We start from the raw sequence: 18,415 nt of genomic DNA, 5'->3' as shown, positions 1-18,415 counted from the left end.
AGTATGCACCAAGGTTCCGGGCAAGCGTAGCGTGTTTAAGTCATATCTCCCTGGGGGAGACGCTGCCTAGAGTACTTTGCCGAGCTCTTCGTCGAGTTCGGGTACAGCGTTGAAGAGGTCCGCAACCAGGCCGTAATCGGAAACCTGGAAGATGGGAGCTTCTTCATCCTTGTTGATGGCAACGATGACCTTTGAGTCCTTCATGCCGGCAAGGTGCTGAATGGCACCGGAGATGCCAACGGCGATGTAGAGCTCAGGGGCAACGATCTTGCCGGTCTGGCCGACCTGGTAATCGTTGGGCACGAAGCCTGCGTCCACTGCGGCGCGCGAGGCACCCACAGCAGCACCCAGCTTGTCAGCAACGCTATCGAGCATGGCGAAGTTTTCACCGTTCTGCATGCCACGGCCACCGGAGATGATGACCTTGGCAGCTGTCAGTTCCGGACGGTCGGACTTGGTCAGCTCTTCGCCGACAAATTCAGACAGGCCAGGGTTGTCAGCAGCAGCCACGTTTTCAACGGCGGCTGAACCGCCGTCACCTGCCGCAGAGAAGGACGCGGTACGGACCGTGATGACCTTCTTGGCGTCTGTGGACTGCACGTGCTCGATGGCGTTACCGGCATAGATCGGACGGGTAAACGTGTCGGCGGATTCGACCGACATGATTTCCGAGATCTGGGCCACGTCCAGAAGAGCAGCAACACGCGGCATGTAGTTTTTGCCGTTTGTGGTTGCCGCAGACAGGATCGCATCATAGTCGCCAGCCAGGCTGACGATGAGAGCGGCCATGGGTTCGGCAACCTGCTTTGCGTACTGGGCATCATCTGCAACCAGCACCTTGGCGGCACCTTCAAGCTTGGAAGCAGCTTCAGCAGCTGCGCCACAGCCTTCACCGGCGACGAGAATGTGAACGTCGCTGCCGATCTGCGTGGCGGCCGTCAGGGCCTTGGCAGTGGCGTCGTTGAGGGCATCGTTTGAGTGTTCTGCAATAAGGAGCGTTGTCATTAGATAACCCCTTCTTCTTTGAGCTTGCCGACCAGTTCAGCAACAGTCTCGACCTTGATGCCGGCTTCACGTTCCGGCGGCTCGGTTACTTTGAGGACGTTCAGGCGGGCTGCGGTGTCACCACCGAAGTCTGCCGGTGCCTTTTCATCAATCGGCTTCTTCTTCGCCTTCATGATGTTGGGCAGGGACGCATAGCGCGGCTCGTTGAGGCGCAGGTCTGCGGTCACGATGGCTGGCAGGTTGAGGGCCACAGTCTGTGTGCCGCCGTCAATTTCGCGCACCACGGTGAGCTTGCTGTCAGCCTTTTCGATGCTGGCAGCGAACGTGCCCTGACCCCAGCCGAGCAGGGCTGCGAGCATCTGGCCGGTCTGGTTGGCGTCATCATCAATGGCCTGCTTGCCAAGAATGACGAGTTCGGGGCTTTCCGCCTCGACGACGCCTTTGAGGATCTTGGCCACGTTGAGCGGCTCAACCTTGTCGTCTGTCTTCACCAGGATGCCGCGATCGGCGCCCATGGCGAGGGCAGTACGGATTGTTTCCTGAGCCTGCTGCGGGCCGATGGAGACGACGATGACTTCGTCGGCCGTTCCGGCTTCCTTGAGGCGGATGGCCTCTTCAACAGCGATTTCGTCGAAGGGGTTCATCGACATTTTCACGTTGGCCAGTTCAACGCCGGACTGGTCTGCTTTTACGCGGACCTTCACGTTGTAATCGACCACGCGCTTGATGGGCACGAGCACTTTCATGGAGGCAGTCTCCGAGATTGCGAAACTTGTTAGGGAGCTTCGTTTCTGGATGCCGCGCTTTGGCCGGTCAGCCTTTGGAGCCGATAGCCTTGGGCGCGAGCGGAAAACCAAGCAAACCCGATGATTGCTCACCGAGTATTGTTGCGGTGCGGGAACGTACTTGTCCCCTAAAGGCGAGTCAACGCGAAGACCCGACCCCGTTGGAGCAGGATTTATGACGCGGAAGGGCCAAAACGAGGGTGTTTGGGGCGCTCAGGCCCGCGTCACTTGGCTGCACTCTCGTTGGAACCGCCAAACAGCGGCACTCCGGCACGTTTCAGGAAGGGTGTGAGCACCACACCAGCCAGAAAACCGCCAATATGGCCCCACCAGGCGGTGGGACTGCCGGGATCCGCCACCACCATCACCACCTGAAAGGCCATCCAGCCGCCCAAAACGGCCCAGGCGGGGATGTAAAGCGGCACACGCAGAACCAGCACGGCCCACATTTTCACGCGCGGATGGAGCATCAAATAGGCGGCCACCAGCCCTGATGTGGCCGCGCTGGCGCCAATCAGGGGAATCGTCGAATCAGGCTTGAGGACAGCAAACAGCAGGGCACCGGCAATGCCGCACAGCAGATAGAAGACCAGATAGCGCATATGGCCCAGGTCATCTTCCACATTGTCGCCAAGCACCCACAGGAACAGCATGTTGCCGCCCAGGTGCCAGACATCCGCGTGCAGGAACATGTAGGTGATGAGGGCCAGTTCCTCGGGAAAGGCCCCGAAATCCGGCAGGCCGCCCAGCAAAGCTGCGGGCACGACACCAAAGGCCTGGTCAGCGGCGATGATCTCGCCGGGCGCAAGGGACGTTTGCCACAGGAACACGAGCACATTGGTGACGATCAACGCGACGGTGACGCGCTGAAACGAGATCACCTTGAGCGGATTGTCATCATGGATCGGGATGAACATGGGCGCTGGATCCTGGCCGACGGGTGCCGCAACACTTCAGGCTGCTTTGGACCGACTCTAGGACAACGCGCTGAAAAGCCATAGCCCAAGTGTTTTGGGTTTTCTTGAGCTCTTCTTGGGCTCTTCTTGGGCTGTGGGCGGCTGTCAGAAACGCTCGCCGAGCACCCGGTAGCACCAAAAGGCCTCGTCCGTGTCGATCCGGCGGTTGAGATGGGCGGGCGAAAAGCCTGTGGCGCGTCGCACGGCGCGGCCCATATGGGACTGGTCTGAATATCCCGCTTCAACGGCTATTTCCGCAAGCGGGCTTTTGGGGTGCTGGTAGAAAACGCGGTGCAGATTGTCGAACGAGGCATGGAAATCCAGCGTGCGCCTGGTGTGTCCGCTGGCCCTTTTGAGGCGGCGCTCCAGCGACCGCAGGCTTTTTCCGCGTCCAGACGTCAGTGTGCGGACCATCAACCCTCTTACCCAGTCTGAAATGCTCGTGACTGCCGGCCATGACCGCCTCTGCGCGGACCACGTCTTTGCCAGGGCTGTGCTGAACGCCGCCCAGCCCTGGTCCACATCGTCATGGGCATCAAAGGCGTCGACTGCTGCCTTAAGGCCCGGGGGGATGTGTGAAAACCCGGTGTCGCCTCCCAGCTGCACCCATGCATCAGGGTAAATCCCGAACGAAATGGCTTCGATGTCGTCCGGCGCCCAGCTTGAAATGGGGACATCGGTTGGCGGGGTGGCCGATAGGCGTGGCAGCGGGGTCAGATCACTGATGTCGTGCCAGTCTCGTCCTGTGGGAAGCATGTAGAGCTTGCCGGTGCGCACCAGGGTGAGCGTCACCAGCGGCGACGCGGGGAAATAGGAAACCCTGTCTTCATCCGGCAGTGCGGCCCCGCGTGTGTCGCGAAAAATTGCGGCAAACACGCAGCCGGAGAGCGGCGATGGCGGCAATTGCAGCTTTGACACGGGTTTCATCATCACACTCCGAACTGACGCAATCATTCTATAAGCGTCGGCGTGTGCGGACAATAAAGGGGCAGTCTTTATACGAGGTATCCGCCATGTCGAAACTGCACTTCTCCGGTCCCTTGATGTTGCGTCTGAAGAGTTTCGCGACCCTGAACCGGATTGCGATCTCAACCTATCTGCGGCACGCGGTGGGGCGCCGTCTGGCACCGGACTGGGACGCCAATCTGGAAATCGGTATCCGCTTTGTCCGTCACCAGTTTACGGCGGCAATGACGGGCGGAGATATTGCGCGCGGGCGGCTGCTGTTCGACAGCGTTCAACCGGAAACGGATGACGTGTATCACGTGAGCCAGGAGCCTACTGCAGACCCCAAAGGCTGCTGGTATCGGCCAAAGGGGCAGGGCTCGGGCGTCACACTTTTGTATCTTCATGGCGGTGGTTACACGTTTCATGGCGGTGTCAGTGCGCGCTATGCGGCCATGCTGGCGCATCACACAGGTGCGGCTGTCTTTGCCCCCGACTATCGCCTGACACCCGAACATCCACACCCGGCTCAGGCGGAGGATGCGTTTGCGGCCTGGACCTATGTGACACAGACCGTTGCGCCCAAAGACATTGTCGTGATTGGCGATAGTGCGGGTGGGCATATGTCGCTCATGCTGCTGCAGACCCTGAAGGCGCAGGGGCTGGAGCAGCCGTCCCTGTGCATTGGGCTTTGCCCGTGGACTGACATTGGTGACCGTGGGGCCAGCATGCGTGACAATGACCGCTATGATCTGGTGCAGGGATGGATGGCCCTCAAGTTTGGAGAGTGGCTTGACCCCCAGGGGACCTACGGCCGCGAAGCCCTGTCACCGATCTACCAGGACTACAGGGGAACGGCGCCGATCTATCTGCAGGCAGGCGGGCGCGAAGTTCTGCGGGACATGATTGTGGAGTTTGCACAGGTGCAACAGGAGAAGGGGGCGGATGTCTCTCTCGATGTCTGGTCGGACATGCCGCATGTCTTCCAGGCTTATGACGGTCTCAAGGCGTCGTCGGCAGAGGCGCTGGAGAACATCGTTGCCGCCATCAAGGCGCATACGGAACAAAAATAGGCGTGTTGCCTGTTCGATGTGCCTTCTAGATGTAACGCTCAGACCTTGGGGCCGCTTTCAAAGCGTTGCTTTGCCCTGGTCCTCAGCTTTTCGAGGCGTGCTTCCAGTTCATCGATGGTCTCATCCACCTTGGTTTTGGCGGACGACGCCTTCTCGCTGCCATCCACATTGCGGCGCAGAAGCTCTTCCACGTTGGAGAACAGCTTGTCGACGGCAAGATTGTCTGAGGTGCCTTCATAGGGGTCATAGGGCACGCGGGCGGTGCCGAAGAGGTTGATGATCCGCTCCGTCTGGCGGCCAAAGCGCAGCAGGCGTTCAAAATACTGGTAGGGCTTGTCGCCGCCGGCGATGACGCCAAGCAGAAGGGCCCCGAAGGACAGCGGGCTCAGAATGAGGTCTCGCAGGGCGTCGAGGCCGAGTTTCAGCTGAAAAACCATCACATCCCAGAACAGCGCCCAGCGGTCTTCGCGGCGGCTGCTTATGGGATCATGGACCAAGCCGGTCTGGGGCCCGGTCTGGGGCCCGGTCTGGGGCTCTGGGTCGTGCTCATTTGAGTCTGGCATGGGTGGCGTCCCGTCCTGCGTGGCGTGTGCCCCATCGGGCATGCAGGATCATATCGGAACGCGAGGGCCAAATGAAAAGGCCTTATGAGGCAAAGGGTTAAGGCCGGAAGCCCTGAAACCAGAACGCCGCAATGATGATGAGAATCGCCACAAACTGCAGAATGACGCGCCAGCGCATCAGCATCTGCGACCGGGAGGCCTGCTCGGCACTGCCCGCACGCCACATGTTCAAGAGGCCGGCCACGAGCACAAGGGCGACGGCAGCCAGGGCGATGGGGATGATGTAATCAAAAATTGCCATGGCCGAAATTGTAGTCCGCTTGGGTGAGGGAGCAAGGGGAAGTTATGACGCAGGATGCGACGTCACAATCCGCTGAACCGCGTCTCTAACAATCAGTTTATGGAACACCATGATGGTAGCGAGATAGGCGTGGCCAGCCAGATTGTGTGGCTTGACCCAGGTGGCGAGATAGAAACCCGCGTCATCCTTGAAGATCGAAGCCCTGAAGTTGAGGTGCCGGTCGTCTTCGCCCACCACGACTTCGGTGTCGGACGCGCTGATGATCTTGAAGATGCCGATGCTGTCGCCGACGCCGGTCTGTGCCGGTGGCGGTGCGGGCGGGGCAGATGATCCGGTCTTGAGACCAAGGGGGCCGACGATGGCGTTGCGCGCGGCCATGAGGGTGGTGGCCCATCCGGGCATCTGCGACATGGCAATGTGGGCGGCTTCCATGGTGCTGACCTGCGTTGGCCCATGGGAACCGAAGAAGCAGTCCAGAAAGTCACCGCGCACGCGCAGGGCGTTGAGGGCGCTTGAAGCCGGCAGAGTGGTCTCGCGTATGGCCATGACTGGTCTCTACTCTTTTGGACTCTACTGTGCCGATGCAGCGAGTTCGGCTTCTGCATCCTCTGCATCACAGATGGCATGAACCATAGTGAGATAGGCCTGCAGCAGGGCCGTTACTTCGTCCGGGTACAGATCAAAGGCAGCTACGTGTGTGCCCCACCCGCCAGAGCTTGCAAGGCGGGGGTGGTCCTCGGCTGGGTGCGGTGCAACCCACAGGTCAATGTTGCGGTTGGCGGCGGCCAGCGCTTCTGCGTGGACGCGGCGATTGACCGGATCGTGTTCGTCCTGAATGAGCAAGGTCGGGCGGTCATAGGGGATGGCGCGATCAAGCGCCGTGTCACCAAAAACGGGTGCGCCATGGAAAAGACCAGCCGCTGTCGTGTTGATGTGGGCAAGGGCGCGGGGAAAGCCCGCTGCGGCAATCGCGCCATTGGTCATGGTGTCATAGGTGTCCAGCAACGGGTCCAGCAGGACGAGACCGCGGATGCGCTGGTCCTGCACAGCCGCATTGATGGCGGCGGCACCGCCCATGGAAACCCCAAAGGGAATGATGGGCTCGCCCTTGCCATGCACGTGAGCGTAGTCAACGGCAGCAAGGACATCCCGCGCTTCTGCCACGCCCCAGTCCAGCTTGCCGCCGCCCCAGGCATCTGACTCGCCGGAATTGCGCAGGTCGATGGCCAGCACGTGGTGGCGCATCCGGGTCAGCAGCTTGAACAGGCCATAGGCATTGGCATAGGGGTCGGTGCGGTTGGAGTTTGCGCCATGCACAAAGATGATGACGCCCTGGGTATCGATGACCTCACCGGTGAAATCATCAATGCCGGGTGGTGTCGCGTCCGGCATCCACCAGCCTTTGATGGTCACACCGTCTGACGTGGTGAGGCTGACGTCTTCGTAAGCGATGCCGTGATCTGCCGGTGTCCCGTTGAGGGCTTCACGCTGGGCGGCGGTAAGAAGCGATGGCAGGACGCCTGCCAGGACGATGAGCACCAGAACGGGAACGGCGATGCCGGCGCCGATGCCAATGCGTTTCCAGAGTGTCGAATTGCCCATGGCATGTCCTTTAGGACTTGAGGTGTGCGTATGCGATTGCATCGCAGGGCAAATCATTTCAGGGTCGTGCCGGTGTGGCAATTCACACATTTTGCAAATCAAAGGCACACGAGCAAATCGAGGGCACAATAAATGCGGGTTGGTCTGATAACAGTAATGGCGGTTTCGCTGGGGGGCTCCTTCGGGGCAGTAGCGGAGACAACGTCAAAGGCGCCTGATTTCCTCAAACACACCTATGCGGAACGGCCTGAGGCCTGTGCTGCTGATCAATATGGCGAGCGCAAGGGGTTGCAGATTTCAGACGGGTCCATTTCCGGCACCGAGTTTGGCTGCGCCTTCCTCACCTACACGCCGGTGAGCTGGGGACCGGGCCATGACGTCAACGAATATGTGGTGCTGGTGTCCTGCGGCGATGACAGCGGTATTACGCGGCCGGACCATCTGAGCATCATCCATTCAAACGGAGAGCTGCGGGTGCAGTCTCAAAATGAATATGTGGAGATGCTGGCAAAAGAAGCTTGGAACGAACCGGGCTTTGTGTCCAAGACCTACAAGAAGTGTCCTGGTTGAGAGGGCGGTTCAGAGGTCTGCTCTGAGGCAGTTGCAAATTTAGATCTGGCAACCCCGTACCCGTATCCCTCCGGCTTGACCGGAGGGTCCACTCTCGGACCCGTACTTAGAAATCGGCGAGACCTGACAACACCCTTGCCCCCGCATCGGCAAATGGCGGATGCGAGTAGGCCCTCCGGTCAAGCCGGAGGGATGCGGAATTCCTTTTTGGGGTTGGTTTCGCCGCTTAGCTCTCCAGCAGCCGTCTTGCGATGACCTGGGCCTGAATTTCTGCGGCGCCTTCAAAGATATTGAGGATGCGGGCGTCGCAGAGCACGCGGCTCACTGGATATTCAAGCGCAAAGCCGTTGCCGCCGTGGATCTGCAGGGCATTGTCGGCGGCGGCCCAGGCCACACGGGCACCCAGCAGCTTGGCCATGCCGGCTTCAAGGTCGCAGCGGCGGCCCTGGTCTTTTTCACGGGCAGCAAAGTAGGTGAGCTGGCGGGCGGCCATGATTTCCGCCGCCATCATGGCAAGCTTGCCGGCCACGCGCGGAAAGCGGATCAGCGGCTTGCCGAATTGCTGGCGCTCGGTTGCGTAAGCAAGGCCAAGGTCCAAGGCCGCCTGCGCGACACCGACGGCGCGGGCAGCCGTCTGGATGCGGGCGCTTTCAAAGGTGGCCATCAGCTGCTTGAACCCTTTGCCTTCCTCACCACCCAACAGGCTTGTGTCGGGCACGTCCACGCCGTCAAAGCCGATTTCGTATTCCTTCATGCCGCGATAGCCGAGCACACCGATCTCGCCGCCGGTCATGCCCTCAAGGGGGAAGGCGTCGGTGTCTGTGCCGCGGGGTTTTTCAACCAGGAACATCGACAGGCCCTTGTAGCCCGGCGCGTCTGGATTGCTCCGGGCAAGGAGGGTCATCATGTCAGCGCGGGCGGCGTGGGTGATCCACGTCTTGTTGCCGGTGATGGTGTAGCTGTCGCCATTCTTCGTGGCGCGGGTGCGCAGGCTCGCCAGGTCAGAGCCGGTGTTGGGCTCGGTGAACACGGCGGTGGGCAGAATTTCGCCCGACGCGATTTTCGGCAGGATGCGGGATTTCTGTTCGTCGGTGCCGCCTGCGAGGATCAGCTCGGCGGCGATTTCGGATCGCGTGCCCAAAGAGCCGACGCCGATATAGCCGCGGCTCAATTCTTCTGACACGACGCACATCGCGATCTTGCCCATGCCAAGGCCCCCGGCGTTTTCCGGGATGGTGAGGCCGAAGACGCCCAGTTCGGACATGGCTTCTATGACGTCCAACGGGATCAATTCATCGCGCAGATGCCAGCCATGGGCGAAGGGCGCGACTTTTTCATCGCTGAACCGGCGGAACTGGTCGCGGACGAGATCAAGCGTTTCGTCCAGGCCGGGATTGCCATAAAGCCCGCCTGCATCGGCTTCAATCAGATTGGCGAGGGCGACGCGGGCGTCTGCGGTGGATGCTTCTGCGAAGAGCGTGCCTGCTTCTGAGACAAGAGCCTCAACCGCCGCTGCCGGGACGCCCATGTCGTGGGGGCGGAGAATTTCGCCCTGGCTCATGGGCAGGCCGCCGCTGAGCTCGGCGATGTATTCACCGATGGCAAGGCCCGCGAGACCGCGTTCCATGTCGGTCAGCGTGCCGGCGGCTTCCATGCGCTCGAGATAGCCTGCGAGCTGGCGCAGGGTTTCAACATAGGTGGCGGTCCATGCCAGGCCGTGGGCGGCCATCTGCTCCCGCTCGATCAGGGCCGCATCCGGTTTGCCGTCGGGGGCGACGCGGGCTTTAACTGCTGCGGTTGCTGCGGTCAGGTAGCGACCTGCCGCATCGGCGGCGATCTGGGCGTTGCGGCTGATGGAGTCAGAAGGATGGTGCTGTTCGGCGAGGCTCATGGATATGTCCGGCGGCATGAAAGGGCGATTTGGCGCCACCCTATAGGGCGGCTCGTTGTGAAGCGAGAGGGGGTGGCTCCGTGCTGATATCTGGAACGAATGGCGATTTTGCACAGTCTTTTGCCGGGGACGTTGCGGAAAACAAGGTTAATGCGCGTCATCTATTGGCCGCATTTCGACGTATTCTGTGCAGTGCAGCATGGCTGCGCTTTGGCGGCTTTTTGCCAGAAAAGCGCAGAAATGTGGGGATTTTGTACTGCGTATCTCTTCTGTACAGGCCGAACGAAAGCTTAATACGCGTTAAGGCGGGTTAATTTGTTCAGGTAGCGTTCATTGCCGAAGCCTCAGGGTGGCGGCAGATGTATCGGAATATGAGTTGGTTGGGCGCGGGCGTTCATTTCGCAGCCCTCAATTGGAAGACACGGCGAAGGGGCCGACGATATGACCACAGGAAACAACAGCAGGGCTTTTGACCCCGCCGCACTGGCGCCACGCGAAGGCAGCCCGTCTGCCCGCAATTGTGGGCGCAATGGAGAAGCGCTGTCGAAGCTGCATCTCGTGTCGCGGCTATCTGAGCTCGATCAGGATTTGTCGCAGCGCTTCATCAATGACAGCTCCAAGGTGGAAGCCTTGAAGCCGCAGATCGAAAGCGCCGCGCGGCGCTTGTCGCAGCCGCCCTTCGCAGGCGCTGATGAATATGCCGGGGACAAGTCGTCCGGGTTGTTCGGCCGCAAGTCATCCCGCACATTGGACAATGACGGGGAGAGCGTGGAAGTAACTTCCGGGCTTGTGCCTCAGTCTGTCCGTACACGTATTGACCACTACCTTCAGGCTAGTGCCCAGAACGCGCGGCAGACGCCGCTGCATCTGATGGCCATTCTTGCCGGTCTGCTGGTGTTCGCCGGTGCGCTGTTTGTGGATTACACGATCGTGTCCGAGTTCTGGACTCGGGCACTGGCCAATGAGTTTTTGGAGTTGCCAGGCACCCTGGCTGACTCTGTCGGGTTCAAGTCGCTTCAGGTCCTGTTTGCCGCCATTGCGGCGCATCTTGTGTATGCGTCGCTTGGGCCGACCGGACAGAAGATGTTTACCCGTATCGTGTTTGTATTCGCCGTCCTGATGCTTGCTGGCCTTGGGTTCCTGTTGGCCACCATGTCGCTGCCTGCGGGCACGGCTGATGCGTTTGGCGGCACCACGTCCCTCGATGATGCGCTGGCAGGCCTTGGCCTTGGGGCGCAAGAAGCAGTGAGCGCTGCACCGGCCGCAGGCCCGAGTATTGTGGACGAAGCCACGTCGCGCGAAGTGCACTCCGTCACATGGCTTGCCTCGCTTGGTGTGATTTTCCTGGTGGTGACCGGTGTGGCCGCGATTGCGCTGCATGGGGCGGTTGATGCGTTCAAGCATCTGGTTGCGGTGGGTGAGTATCGCTCGCGCGCTGCAGAGGCGGATGCGCTGGACCGGCGCGAACATGAGTATGTGCAGCTGAGCCGCGAAATTCAGCAGCTTGAACAGCCGCAGGCACGCCGTTCCATTCTGTGGGCTGGCCTGATGCGCGAAGTGCAGGCGCATCTGGATGGCATGGACGAAGCCCGGGCAGGGCTTGGCAAACGCCAGGGCGCACAGCCTGTGCGCGGTGGGTTCTTCAGCCGCGGCAATGCCATGCAGCCTGTCGCTGAGACACATGAAAGTGCCGATGATCTGCGGGCGCGTCTGGAACGCAATTCCCAGAGCATGTCGGTTGAGGCGTACGAAGAGATTTTCGACACGTGGTGGTCAAGCCGAAGCCAGTCAGCTTTGGCACGGGATGCGCAGTTCGAGGCGCCCATGCTTTCGGGTGGTCGCAACGAGTATGCCGCCTTGCCGACGACTGCCACCTGAGGTCTTACACTTCGCGTGTCTGGCCAAGACTGAGTACCACTTCTGGTTTCACCCTTCTTACCGGAGCGATGCGTCATGCGCCGCAGCCTTTCCACACTCTCGACCTTGAGCCTGGCCCTTGTTGCCGGAATCGGACTTTCAAGCACGGCCCTGCTGGCTGAGTCGCCGCCTGCGCCGGAGCCCGTGATGGAAAAAGCAGCCGCGCCGGTTCTGGTGATCGGCCTTGATCTGTCGAAGTCCAATCCCATGGTCACCAATGACGACTATGCGCGTCGGGTGGCGGACCGGGTGGCGCCGATGATCGAGGACCTGCCGCTACGGGCGCGGGTCATGGTGCGCAGCTTTGGCTCCTATGATGCGACGTCCAACACGTTGCGCATTGACCAGGTGCTGTCTGCCCGGGCCAAGCCCGCCGATTTTGCACGCGGCCTCAGGACGCTGATCACCGGCGTGCCGAAGCTGGTGCGCGACGGCAAGCTGGTGGCGCAGAACAAGACCAACATTCTGCCGTTCCTGCAGACCATGTCGCAGGTGGTGGATTGTGCAGATGGTCCAGTGACCTTCGTGCTGCTGACGGATGGCGTGGAAGACAGTGAATATGCGCGGCTGAAAAACACATCCGCCACGCTGCCTGCGCCGACCCATGAGAGGTTTCAGGGATGCAGCGATTTGCAGATTCTTGGTCTTGGCCAGGGTCTCAACAGCCCGAAGACCACAGAGCGGTTGCGCTCTACCTGGACGGGGTGGGCTGAGACCGCCGGCTTTGCGAGCTTCACCGGTCTCTATGACTGGTAGGTCCGCACGTCAGATGTGACCAGAAGAAGCGGGCAGGTGATATGCAAATTTGTATGTTGGCTGCCTGAAACGCCGGGACTACCGTCCGTGGCGTTATGACTAAAACCCAGACCAGAAGCGCCCGGCGCACTGCGTGTCCTTCCGTGACATCGATGTGCGTGGGCGTACGGCTTACAGGCCCGGCTGTGATTATCAGCCGGGACGTATTTGTCGTGCACGCTTCTTCTTCTGTTGTTGAACTCTCTTCTTCCGGGTCTGGTCATGTCTCCCTTCTTGAACATCGCGGTTCCTGCCTCTAGCGACGCTGAACCTTCCGAACCATCTGAACCGCTGCAACAGCGCGCGCGGTCCAATCAGCCGCGCGTCTTTGCCTTTACAATTAGGGCAGCGGCGGAGCCTGAAACCGTGCCCCGGCTGATCTTGCCTTTCGCCAAGCGTGGCCTCGTGCCCAAACGCTTTTCCGCGCGGGCGGGGAGCGAACCCGGCTGGCTGACTATATGGGTTGAAGCAGAGCTTTCCGATGACGCGGCTGCCAACAGCATTGCCAGTAATCTGCGCGGTATCCTGTGCGTGGACGCCGTCCTGCTGGAAGAAACCCGGCGGTTGCCGCGTCGGCGCGAACGCTCATTTGGCGCGTTTGCAGCGGGCTGATTTGTAGGCAGAACGTGATGCTGCATGGATTCCCCGGTCAAGCCGGAGAATGGCGACCTAAGGATTGAAGGGCCCAGTTCACTCCAATGCGCCACCCTCCGGCTTGACCGGGGGGTCCATAAGCGTGTTTCTCCTGCGGCATCATCTATTCCAAGGACATGCCGCTCATGATGGAAGTTGCTTACTCGCTGGTGCTGCCTGTCTTTGGGGTGGTCGTTGTCGGTTACGTGGCGGCGCGTTTTGGCTGGTTCTCGGACAGTGCGACGGATGGGCTGGACACCTTCGTATTCAACTTCGCCATTCCGGCTCTCTTGTTTCGTGCGCTGGCCAACACAGACATTCCCGATGTTCTGCCCTGGGGCCTGTGGGGCTCGTACTATGGCGGCATTCTCATCGTGTGGGCCGTGGGCATCGGGGTGGCGATGAGCGTGCTGCGGCGGCCCCTGAAGGACGCCATCATCATCGGGTTTGGCGGTGGGTTCTCCAACACGGTGATGCTCGGTATCCCGATCATTCTCACAGCGTTTGGAGAAGCAGCGTCGGTGCCGTTGTTCCTGATCCTGGCGTTTCACGGACTGACGGTTTTCACCATCTGCACGTTTCTGCTGGAGACAGCGCAGGCGGCAGAGCGCCATGACGGCTCGGCACCGCCAAGCACCAAACAGATCCTGATCGACAGCCTCAAGGGCATGGCGCGCAATCCGCTGCTCTGGGCGCTTGGCTCTGGTGTGATCTTCGGGCAGACGGGGCTTACGTTGCCGCTGCCGATTGACGGTGTGCTGGAGAAGCTGGGGCAGGCGGGCATTCCGTGTGCGCTGTTTGTGATGGGGGCCACCCTGTCGCGCTACGAGATCCGGCGCTCGGTTGGCGCGGCGTCTCAGATCGCGCTGTTCAAGCTGATGCTGCATCCCCTCGTGGTGTTTCTGCTGGGCTCGTACGTGTTCGCGCTGCCAGTCATGTGGCTCAAGGTGGCAACCGTCATGGCAGCGGTGCCCTCGGGCGTTTACACGTTCATCATGGCCAACCGCTATGCGGCTGCCCCGGGTGCTGCCTCCAGTGCGGTGGTTCTCACCACCGGGCTGTCCTTGCTGACACTCTCAGCTGTGCTGACCTGGGCGCTGTCGTTCTAGCGATCGTCCAGCACCTGCAGCACGTAGTCGGCCCGTTGGGCAACGGGGATCTTGGGGAGTATGTGCGCGCGATAGCCGTAGTGCGGGAATGATATCGCGAGCCGCTCATACTCGGCCACGGCCTCCTCAAAGCTGTGGGTCCGCTCGGCGTCGGCCTCAAAAATTTCGCGCCATGGGGGTGTCAGGAAAACATTGTCCGCGTATCGGTAGGTGCGCGTCGTCGCGGTGATGGCGTCGGAGGTGGCCTTGTGGTGGTCGAGAAAGCTGATGGCATCGATGATGGACCGATCGCAGAACGAGATCTGGTCCGCGGGCGCGTTTTCAAAATGAACGACGGCCTGGGCGATGCAGCGCTTGGCAAACCCCACCGGGTCTGTTGCCGGGAGAATGGTGCCGCCTGTCCGGATCTGTTCGCGGACGACTGCGCGGCCGGGTTCGTCAAAGGTCGTGTGGCCGCGTCGGGCCAGTTCCAGGAGCAGGGTGGATTTGCCGCCGCCTGAGCAGCCGGACAAAATCACCAGCGGTTTGTGCAGGGCTTGAGTCATCTGAGTTCCGGTGCCGTCACGTCCACGGCAATGGCTAAATTAGATCCGGCGGCCTAGTTGCCGGCGAATGTGAGTCGCATCACGGGCCGTTCGGGCTTGCGGCGGGCAATCTCCTTGAAGCCGGCCTTGGCAAACATGGACATCGCGCCATGCCACAAAAACTGCGACTGGGACCGTTCCGCCTTGTCGATGGGGTAGGCCTCGATGGCTGTGACGCCGCTCCTCTTCGCGAAGGCGACTGCATGGGAGAGCATCTCAGCTGCAACGCCCTGCCCGCGATGGGGTGAGGGGACGACGAAACACAGGATTGACCAGACCGGCGTGTCATCAACGGGTTTCATAACGGGTGATCGTTTCAGCCGTGCGAATTCTTCACGCGGACCGAATGTCACCCACCCCACGGGGGCGCCGGATTTGTCGTAGCCGATAAGACCGGGTGCGGGTTTGTGCCTGGCCCGGTCCTCTATGAGGGTCTTGCGGTGGTCTGCAAGGCTGGTGCCCTTGGGCGGAATGACCTTGCCTGACAGGCGATAACCCATGCACCAGCAGTCGCGGGCAAACGAGCAGCCCTTCTGTGCGAAGAGGGTCTCAAGATCGGGAAAGGTTTTTGAGGTGAGCCGTTTTACGGTCAGGTCATGGGTCATGGCATCAGCCTAACCCGACCAGGCGTCTGATGTCGTCAGGGGTTGCGCCCTCGGCGCGCAGGTCACGCAGGGTTTTTGAGTCGCGCCGTTTGGCCATGCGCTCGCCGGTGTCGTCGGTGATGAGACGGTGGTGGTGGTATGCGGGTTCCGGCAAATCCAGCAGGACCTGCAACACGCGATGCAGCGGTGTTGCGAAGAACAGGTCCTGTCCGCGGATGATGTGGGTGATGCCCTGGGCCGCGTCATCCATCACCACGGCCAGATGATACGCAATGACGCCGTCCTTGCGGGTGATGACAGCGTCGCCCATGGGAGTGGGGTCAACGGGCAGGCGTCCGGTTTCTCCCTGCGGCCCTGATCCGTCTTCCGTGAAGGTCAGGCGGTTGCCTTTGAGACGTTCGGCGATGGCAAGGGCCCGCGTGACATCCATGCGCAGGGCGTGGGCTGTCCCTTCCGCGATCCTTGTGGCGCGGACGTCCTGGGACAGGTGTCGGCAGGTGCCGGGATAGATCACACCGTCAGCGCCATGGGGCGCAATGGCTGCTTCTGTGATGTCCTTGCGGGTGCAAAAGCACGGATAGATGACGCCGAGCTGGGTCAGCCGGTCGAGGCCTTTTTGGTAGTCCGCCATGTGTTCGGACTGGCGGCGGACGGGTGTTTCCCACTCAAGGCCCAGCCAGGCGAGGTCCTCCAGCTGGGACTGCTCAAACTCCAGGCGGCTGCGGGTCCTATCGGTGTCCTCGATGCGCAAAAGGAAGCGGGCATGATTGGCATTGGCCCAGTCCCATGCGGTGAGCGCAGAAAACGCATGACCGGGGTGCAGGTGCCCATTGGGGCTGGGGGCAAAACGGGTTGCCAGAGTGTTGGCCGGTGGGGTGCTGCGAGGTGGGGTGCTGGTAGTTTGCGTGCTCATGAGTCACTAATAGCACCGATGACGATAATCAAAACCAATCGAGACGTTGCCCGGGCCTGTGATGCGCTGGCGGATCAATGCGAGCACATGGCGCAGGCGCTTGAGGCGTGCGGCGGGCCGCCGCCGCTGCGCCGTCGCCCTGCAGGCTTTGATACGCTGGCGCGCATTCTGATGGGGCAGCAATTGTCCGTGGCCAGCGCCAGTGCGATCTGGGGCCGGTTGGAGGCAGGGCTTGGCGAGGTGACGCCTGACGCTGTTCATGCAACGTCAGACGAGACCCTGCGCAGCTACGGTCTGTCAGGGCCCAAGCAGCGCTATCTGCGCGCCTGTGCGCAAGCGGTGACAGACGGGCTATTGGATTTCAAGAAGCTGAGCCGCATGGATGATGCGGATGCACATGAGCATCTGATCGCTGTCAAAGGCATCGGGCCATGGACCGCTGATATTTACCTGCTGTCAGGCTTGGGACGGCCGGATGTGTTTCCGGCGGGAGACATTGCCCTGCAGGCGGCCGCGCAACGGCTGATGCGCAAGCGCAAACGTCCGGATGCAGATGGCATTACAAAAATTGCAAAACGCTGGCAGCCTCACCGAAGCGTCGCAGCACGGGTGCTGTGGGCGTATTACGCTGTCCCCCCGGTCTAGGCCCGGCCATTCCATATGGTGATCCAGTCAACACGGAGATAATGACATGACGACACAGTTTGATGGGCCACGTCTTGACCCGGCCAATGGCGGACCGGCTGACCGGCTGGTGGTTCTGGTTCATGGCTATGGATCAGATGGCAACGACCTGATTGCTCTTGGGCGGCATTGGCAGCAATTGCTGCCGTCAGCAGCCTTCGTGGCGCCCAATGGTCCGCAACGCTGCGATGGTAACCCTGCTGGCTATCAGTGGTTTGCGCTGGGCGCTGCCGGTCCCAATGAAGCTGCCATGACGCAGGGTGTGGACGAGGCAGCACCAGCACTCAACGATTTCATTGATGCGGAACTGGCAAGCCACTCGCTTGATGGGTCGAAGCTTGCGCTTGTGGGGTTCAGTCAGGGCACGATGATGTCGCTGCATGTGGGGCCGCGCCGGTCGCCGGGGCCTGCGTGCATTCTTGGGTATTCAGGGGCTCTGATCGGGCCGGAACGTCTGGCCGAGGTGCCGTCAAAGCCGCCGGTGATGCTGATACATGGGGACGCGGATGACATGGTGCCCGTGGCTGCCATGCATGGTGCGGTTGGCGCATTGGGAGATAATGGCTTTACCGCCCGCTGGCATGTGTCGCGCGGTGTTGGTCATGGCATTGACCCCGAAGGCCTGCAGCTTGGCGGGCAGTTTGTAGCGGACAATTTTGCGCAAGGGGTAGTGGCTCAATAGGTGCGGGGCTTTCGCGCGCGCAAACTCTGTGTAGAGTCATACCCGCGTCACACAACATATTGTATGTTCTGGCGCGATTGAGGCACTCTTGTTTGGACGCAGAGATTCGAGACGCGTCGTTGGTGAGTGTTGTGTGAGTTGAGGCAGGAGGCCGCAGACGGTGCACATGGAGTTGGCAGATATTGGTGATGCGGCGGGAGCCGGCATTGCCCAACCACTTTCGGGCCAGGCATTTCCTGCACGCCGGAGGATGGTGTCTCCGGAGGCATGTCCCGCGCTGGTACTCAACGCAGACTATCGCCCGCTTAGCTATTACCCATTGTCGCTGTGGTCCTGGCAGGACACCATCAAGGCGGTGTTTCTGGACCGGGTGAACATTCTTGATCACTACGACCGCGCCGTGCACAGCCCGACGGCGGAGATGAAGCTGCCCAGCGTGGTGTCTCTCAAGACCTATGTGAAGCCGGCGAAGTATCCCGCCTTTACGCGATTCAACGTGTTTTTGCGGGACCGGTTCAGCTGCCAGTATTGCGGCGAACGCACGGAACTCACCTTTGACCATGTCATTCCGCGGTCGCGCGGTGGCCAGACCACATGGGACAATGTGGTGGCGGCGTGTTCACCCTGTAATCTGCGCAAGGCCAACCGGCTGTCGACGGAGATCGGCATGATTCCGTATGACGCGCCCATTCGTCCAACGGTGCATGAGCTGCATCACAATGGCCGGGCGTTTCCGCCAAACTATCTGCACGAAAGCTGGCAGGACTATCTCTACTGGGATAGCGAGCTTGAGCCGTAGGCC

21 protein-coding genes are annotated in these 18,415 nt (G+C 60.8%); 9 read left to right on the top strand and 12 right to left on the bottom strand.

Annotation, left to right across the window (positions count from 1 at the left end; genetic code table 11):
- Positions 1 to 66 precede the first annotated feature (66 nt).
- The 4 genes from BN1012_RS13240 to BN1012_RS17055 all read right to left on the bottom strand — a co-directional run bounded on the left by BN1012_RS13240 (position 67) and on the right by BN1012_RS17055 (position 3,673).
- Positions 67 to 1,005, bottom strand: coding sequence for an electron transfer flavoprotein subunit alpha/FixB family protein (locus BN1012_RS13240; protein WP_043949960.1), 939 nt, complete (start codon positions 1,003 to 1,005; stop codon positions 67 to 69).
- A complete protein-coding gene (locus BN1012_RS13235; protein WP_043949959.1) occupies positions 1,005 to 1,751 on the bottom strand; it encodes an electron transfer flavoprotein subunit beta/FixA family protein in 747 nt (248 codons plus the stop codon). The genes BN1012_RS13240 and BN1012_RS13235 overlap by 1 nt, the downstream gene beginning before the upstream one ends.
- Before the next feature lie 263 nt (positions 1,752 to 2,014).
- Entirely contained in the window at positions 2,015 to 2,707 is a 693-nt protein-coding gene (locus BN1012_RS13230; RefSeq protein ID WP_043949958.1) for a rhomboid family intramembrane serine protease, read from the bottom strand.
- A 144-nt stretch (positions 2,708 to 2,851) separates the two neighbouring features.
- The gene (locus tag BN1012_RS17055; RefSeq protein ID WP_171815974.1) at positions 2,852 to 3,673 is read right to left on the bottom strand and encodes an AraC family transcriptional regulator; all 822 of its coding nucleotides are present in this window, start codon (positions 3,671 to 3,673) and stop codon (positions 2,852 to 2,854) included.
- An 86-nt stretch (positions 3,674 to 3,759) separates the two neighbouring features.
- Between BN1012_RS17055 and BN1012_RS13220 the strand changes: the two genes are divergently transcribed.
- Positions 3,760 to 4,764, top strand: coding sequence for an alpha/beta hydrolase (locus BN1012_RS13220; RefSeq protein ID WP_171815973.1), 1,005 nt, complete (start codon positions 3,760 to 3,762; stop codon positions 4,762 to 4,764).
- Positions 4,765 to 4,802: 38 nt separating this feature from the next.
- Here BN1012_RS13220 and BN1012_RS13215 read toward each other — a convergent pair whose 3' ends face one another.
- From BN1012_RS13215 to BN1012_RS13200, 4 genes are all read right to left on the bottom strand, one after another.
- Positions 4,803 to 5,327, bottom strand: a complete 525-nt coding sequence (locus tag BN1012_RS13215; RefSeq protein ID WP_145973471.1) for a hypothetical protein — start codon at positions 5,325 to 5,327, stop codon at positions 4,803 to 4,805.
- Positions 5,328 to 5,424: 97 nt separating this feature from the next.
- Entirely contained in the window at positions 5,425 to 5,628 is a 204-nt protein-coding gene (locus BN1012_RS13210; protein WP_043949957.1) for a twin transmembrane helix small protein, read from the bottom strand.
- Between the two features lie 42 nt (positions 5,629 to 5,670).
- A complete protein-coding gene (locus BN1012_RS13205) occupies positions 5,671 to 6,174 on the bottom strand; it encodes a DUF2867 domain-containing protein (protein WP_043949956.1) in 504 nt (167 codons plus the stop codon).
- 24 nt (positions 6,175 to 6,198) lie between these two features.
- Complete coding sequence (locus BN1012_RS13200) at positions 6,199 to 7,230, bottom strand: alpha/beta hydrolase (RefSeq protein ID WP_043949955.1); 1,032 nt, start codon at positions 7,228 to 7,230, stop codon at positions 6,199 to 6,201.
- 156 nt (positions 7,231 to 7,386) lie between these two features.
- On the opposite strand from BN1012_RS13200, the gene BN1012_RS13195 reads away from it, so the two are divergent.
- The gene (locus BN1012_RS13195; protein ID WP_043949954.1) at positions 7,387 to 7,800 is read left to right on the top strand and encodes a hypothetical protein; all 414 of its coding nucleotides are present in this window, start codon (positions 7,387 to 7,389) and stop codon (positions 7,798 to 7,800) included.
- A gap of 226 nt (positions 7,801 to 8,026) precedes the next feature.
- Here BN1012_RS13195 and BN1012_RS13190 read toward each other — a convergent pair whose 3' ends face one another.
- Positions 8,027 to 9,691, bottom strand: a complete 1,665-nt coding sequence (locus BN1012_RS13190) for an acyl-CoA dehydrogenase family protein (RefSeq protein ID WP_043951090.1) — start codon at positions 9,689 to 9,691, stop codon at positions 8,027 to 8,029.
- Between the two features lie 441 nt (positions 9,692 to 10,132).
- Between BN1012_RS13190 and BN1012_RS13185 the strand changes: the two genes are divergently transcribed.
- The 4 genes from BN1012_RS13185 to BN1012_RS13170 all read left to right on the top strand — a co-directional run bounded on the left by BN1012_RS13185 (position 10,133) and on the right by BN1012_RS13170 (position 14,145).
- The gene (locus BN1012_RS13185) at positions 10,133 to 11,569 is read left to right on the top strand and encodes a hypothetical protein (protein ID WP_043949953.1); all 1,437 of its coding nucleotides are present in this window, start codon (positions 10,133 to 10,135) and stop codon (positions 11,567 to 11,569) included.
- Between the two features lie 75 nt (positions 11,570 to 11,644).
- Positions 11,645 to 12,364: a hypothetical protein gene (locus BN1012_RS13180; RefSeq protein WP_043949952.1), complete on the top strand. Its 720-nt coding sequence runs from the start codon at positions 11,645 to 11,647 to the stop codon at positions 12,362 to 12,364.
- A 261-nt stretch (positions 12,365 to 12,625) separates the two neighbouring features.
- Positions 12,626 to 13,015, top strand: coding sequence for a hypothetical protein (locus BN1012_RS13175; RefSeq protein ID WP_043949951.1), 390 nt, complete (start codon positions 12,626 to 12,628; stop codon positions 13,013 to 13,015).
- A gap of 167 nt (positions 13,016 to 13,182) precedes the next feature.
- Positions 13,183 to 14,145 (top strand): AEC family transporter, encoded by a 963-nt coding sequence (locus BN1012_RS13170; RefSeq protein WP_171815972.1) that lies wholly within the window; start codon positions 13,183 to 13,185, stop codon positions 14,143 to 14,145.
- Here the strand turns inward: BN1012_RS13170 and BN1012_RS13165 are convergent.
- The 3 genes from BN1012_RS13165 to gluQRS are packed head-to-tail and all read right to left on the bottom strand — an operon-like array spanning position 14,142 to position 16,247.
- Entirely contained in the window at positions 14,142 to 14,690 is a 549-nt protein-coding gene (locus tag BN1012_RS13165; protein WP_043949950.1) for an AAA family ATPase, read from the bottom strand. The genes BN1012_RS13170 and BN1012_RS13165 overlap by 4 nt on opposite strands.
- A gap of 53 nt (positions 14,691 to 14,743) precedes the next feature.
- Positions 14,744 to 15,334, bottom strand: coding sequence for a GNAT family N-acetyltransferase (locus BN1012_RS13160; RefSeq protein ID WP_043949949.1), 591 nt, complete (start codon positions 15,332 to 15,334; stop codon positions 14,744 to 14,746).
- 4 nt (positions 15,335 to 15,338) lie between these two features.
- Positions 15,339 to 16,247 carry a tRNA glutamyl-Q(34) synthetase GluQRS gene (gene gluQRS, locus BN1012_RS13155; RefSeq protein ID WP_043949948.1) on the bottom strand — a complete coding sequence of 303 codons (909 nt, stop codon included), beginning with the start codon at positions 16,245 to 16,247 and terminating at the stop codon, positions 15,339 to 15,341.
- Positions 16,248 to 16,265: 18 nt separating this feature from the next.
- On the opposite strand from gluQRS, the gene BN1012_RS13150 reads away from it, so the two are divergent.
- The 3 genes from BN1012_RS13150 to BN1012_RS13140 all read left to right on the top strand — a co-directional run bounded on the left by BN1012_RS13150 (position 16,266) and on the right by BN1012_RS13140 (position 18,412).
- Positions 16,266 to 16,892 carry a DNA-3-methyladenine glycosylase family protein gene (locus tag BN1012_RS13150; RefSeq protein ID WP_052535309.1) on the top strand — a complete coding sequence of 209 codons (627 nt, stop codon included), beginning with the start codon at positions 16,266 to 16,268 and terminating at the stop codon, positions 16,890 to 16,892.
- A gap of 46 nt (positions 16,893 to 16,938) precedes the next feature.
- A complete protein-coding gene (locus BN1012_RS13145; RefSeq protein WP_043949947.1) occupies positions 16,939 to 17,613 on the top strand; it encodes an alpha/beta hydrolase in 675 nt (224 codons plus the stop codon).
- 250 nt (positions 17,614 to 17,863) lie between these two features.
- Positions 17,864 to 18,412, top strand: coding sequence for an HNH endonuclease (locus BN1012_RS13140; RefSeq protein ID WP_043951087.1), 549 nt, complete (start codon positions 17,864 to 17,866; stop codon positions 18,410 to 18,412).
- Positions 18,413 to 18,415 lie beyond the last annotated feature (3 nt).

Origin of the sequence: Candidatus Phaeomarinobacter ectocarpi (assembly GCF_000689395.1) — a bacterium.
In the GTDB taxonomy this organism is placed as follows: domain Bacteria; phylum Pseudomonadota; class Alphaproteobacteria; order CGMCC-115125; family CGMCC-115125; genus Pyruvatibacter; species Pyruvatibacter ectocarpi.
This window is presented reverse-complemented; position numbering and strand designations above follow the sequence as displayed.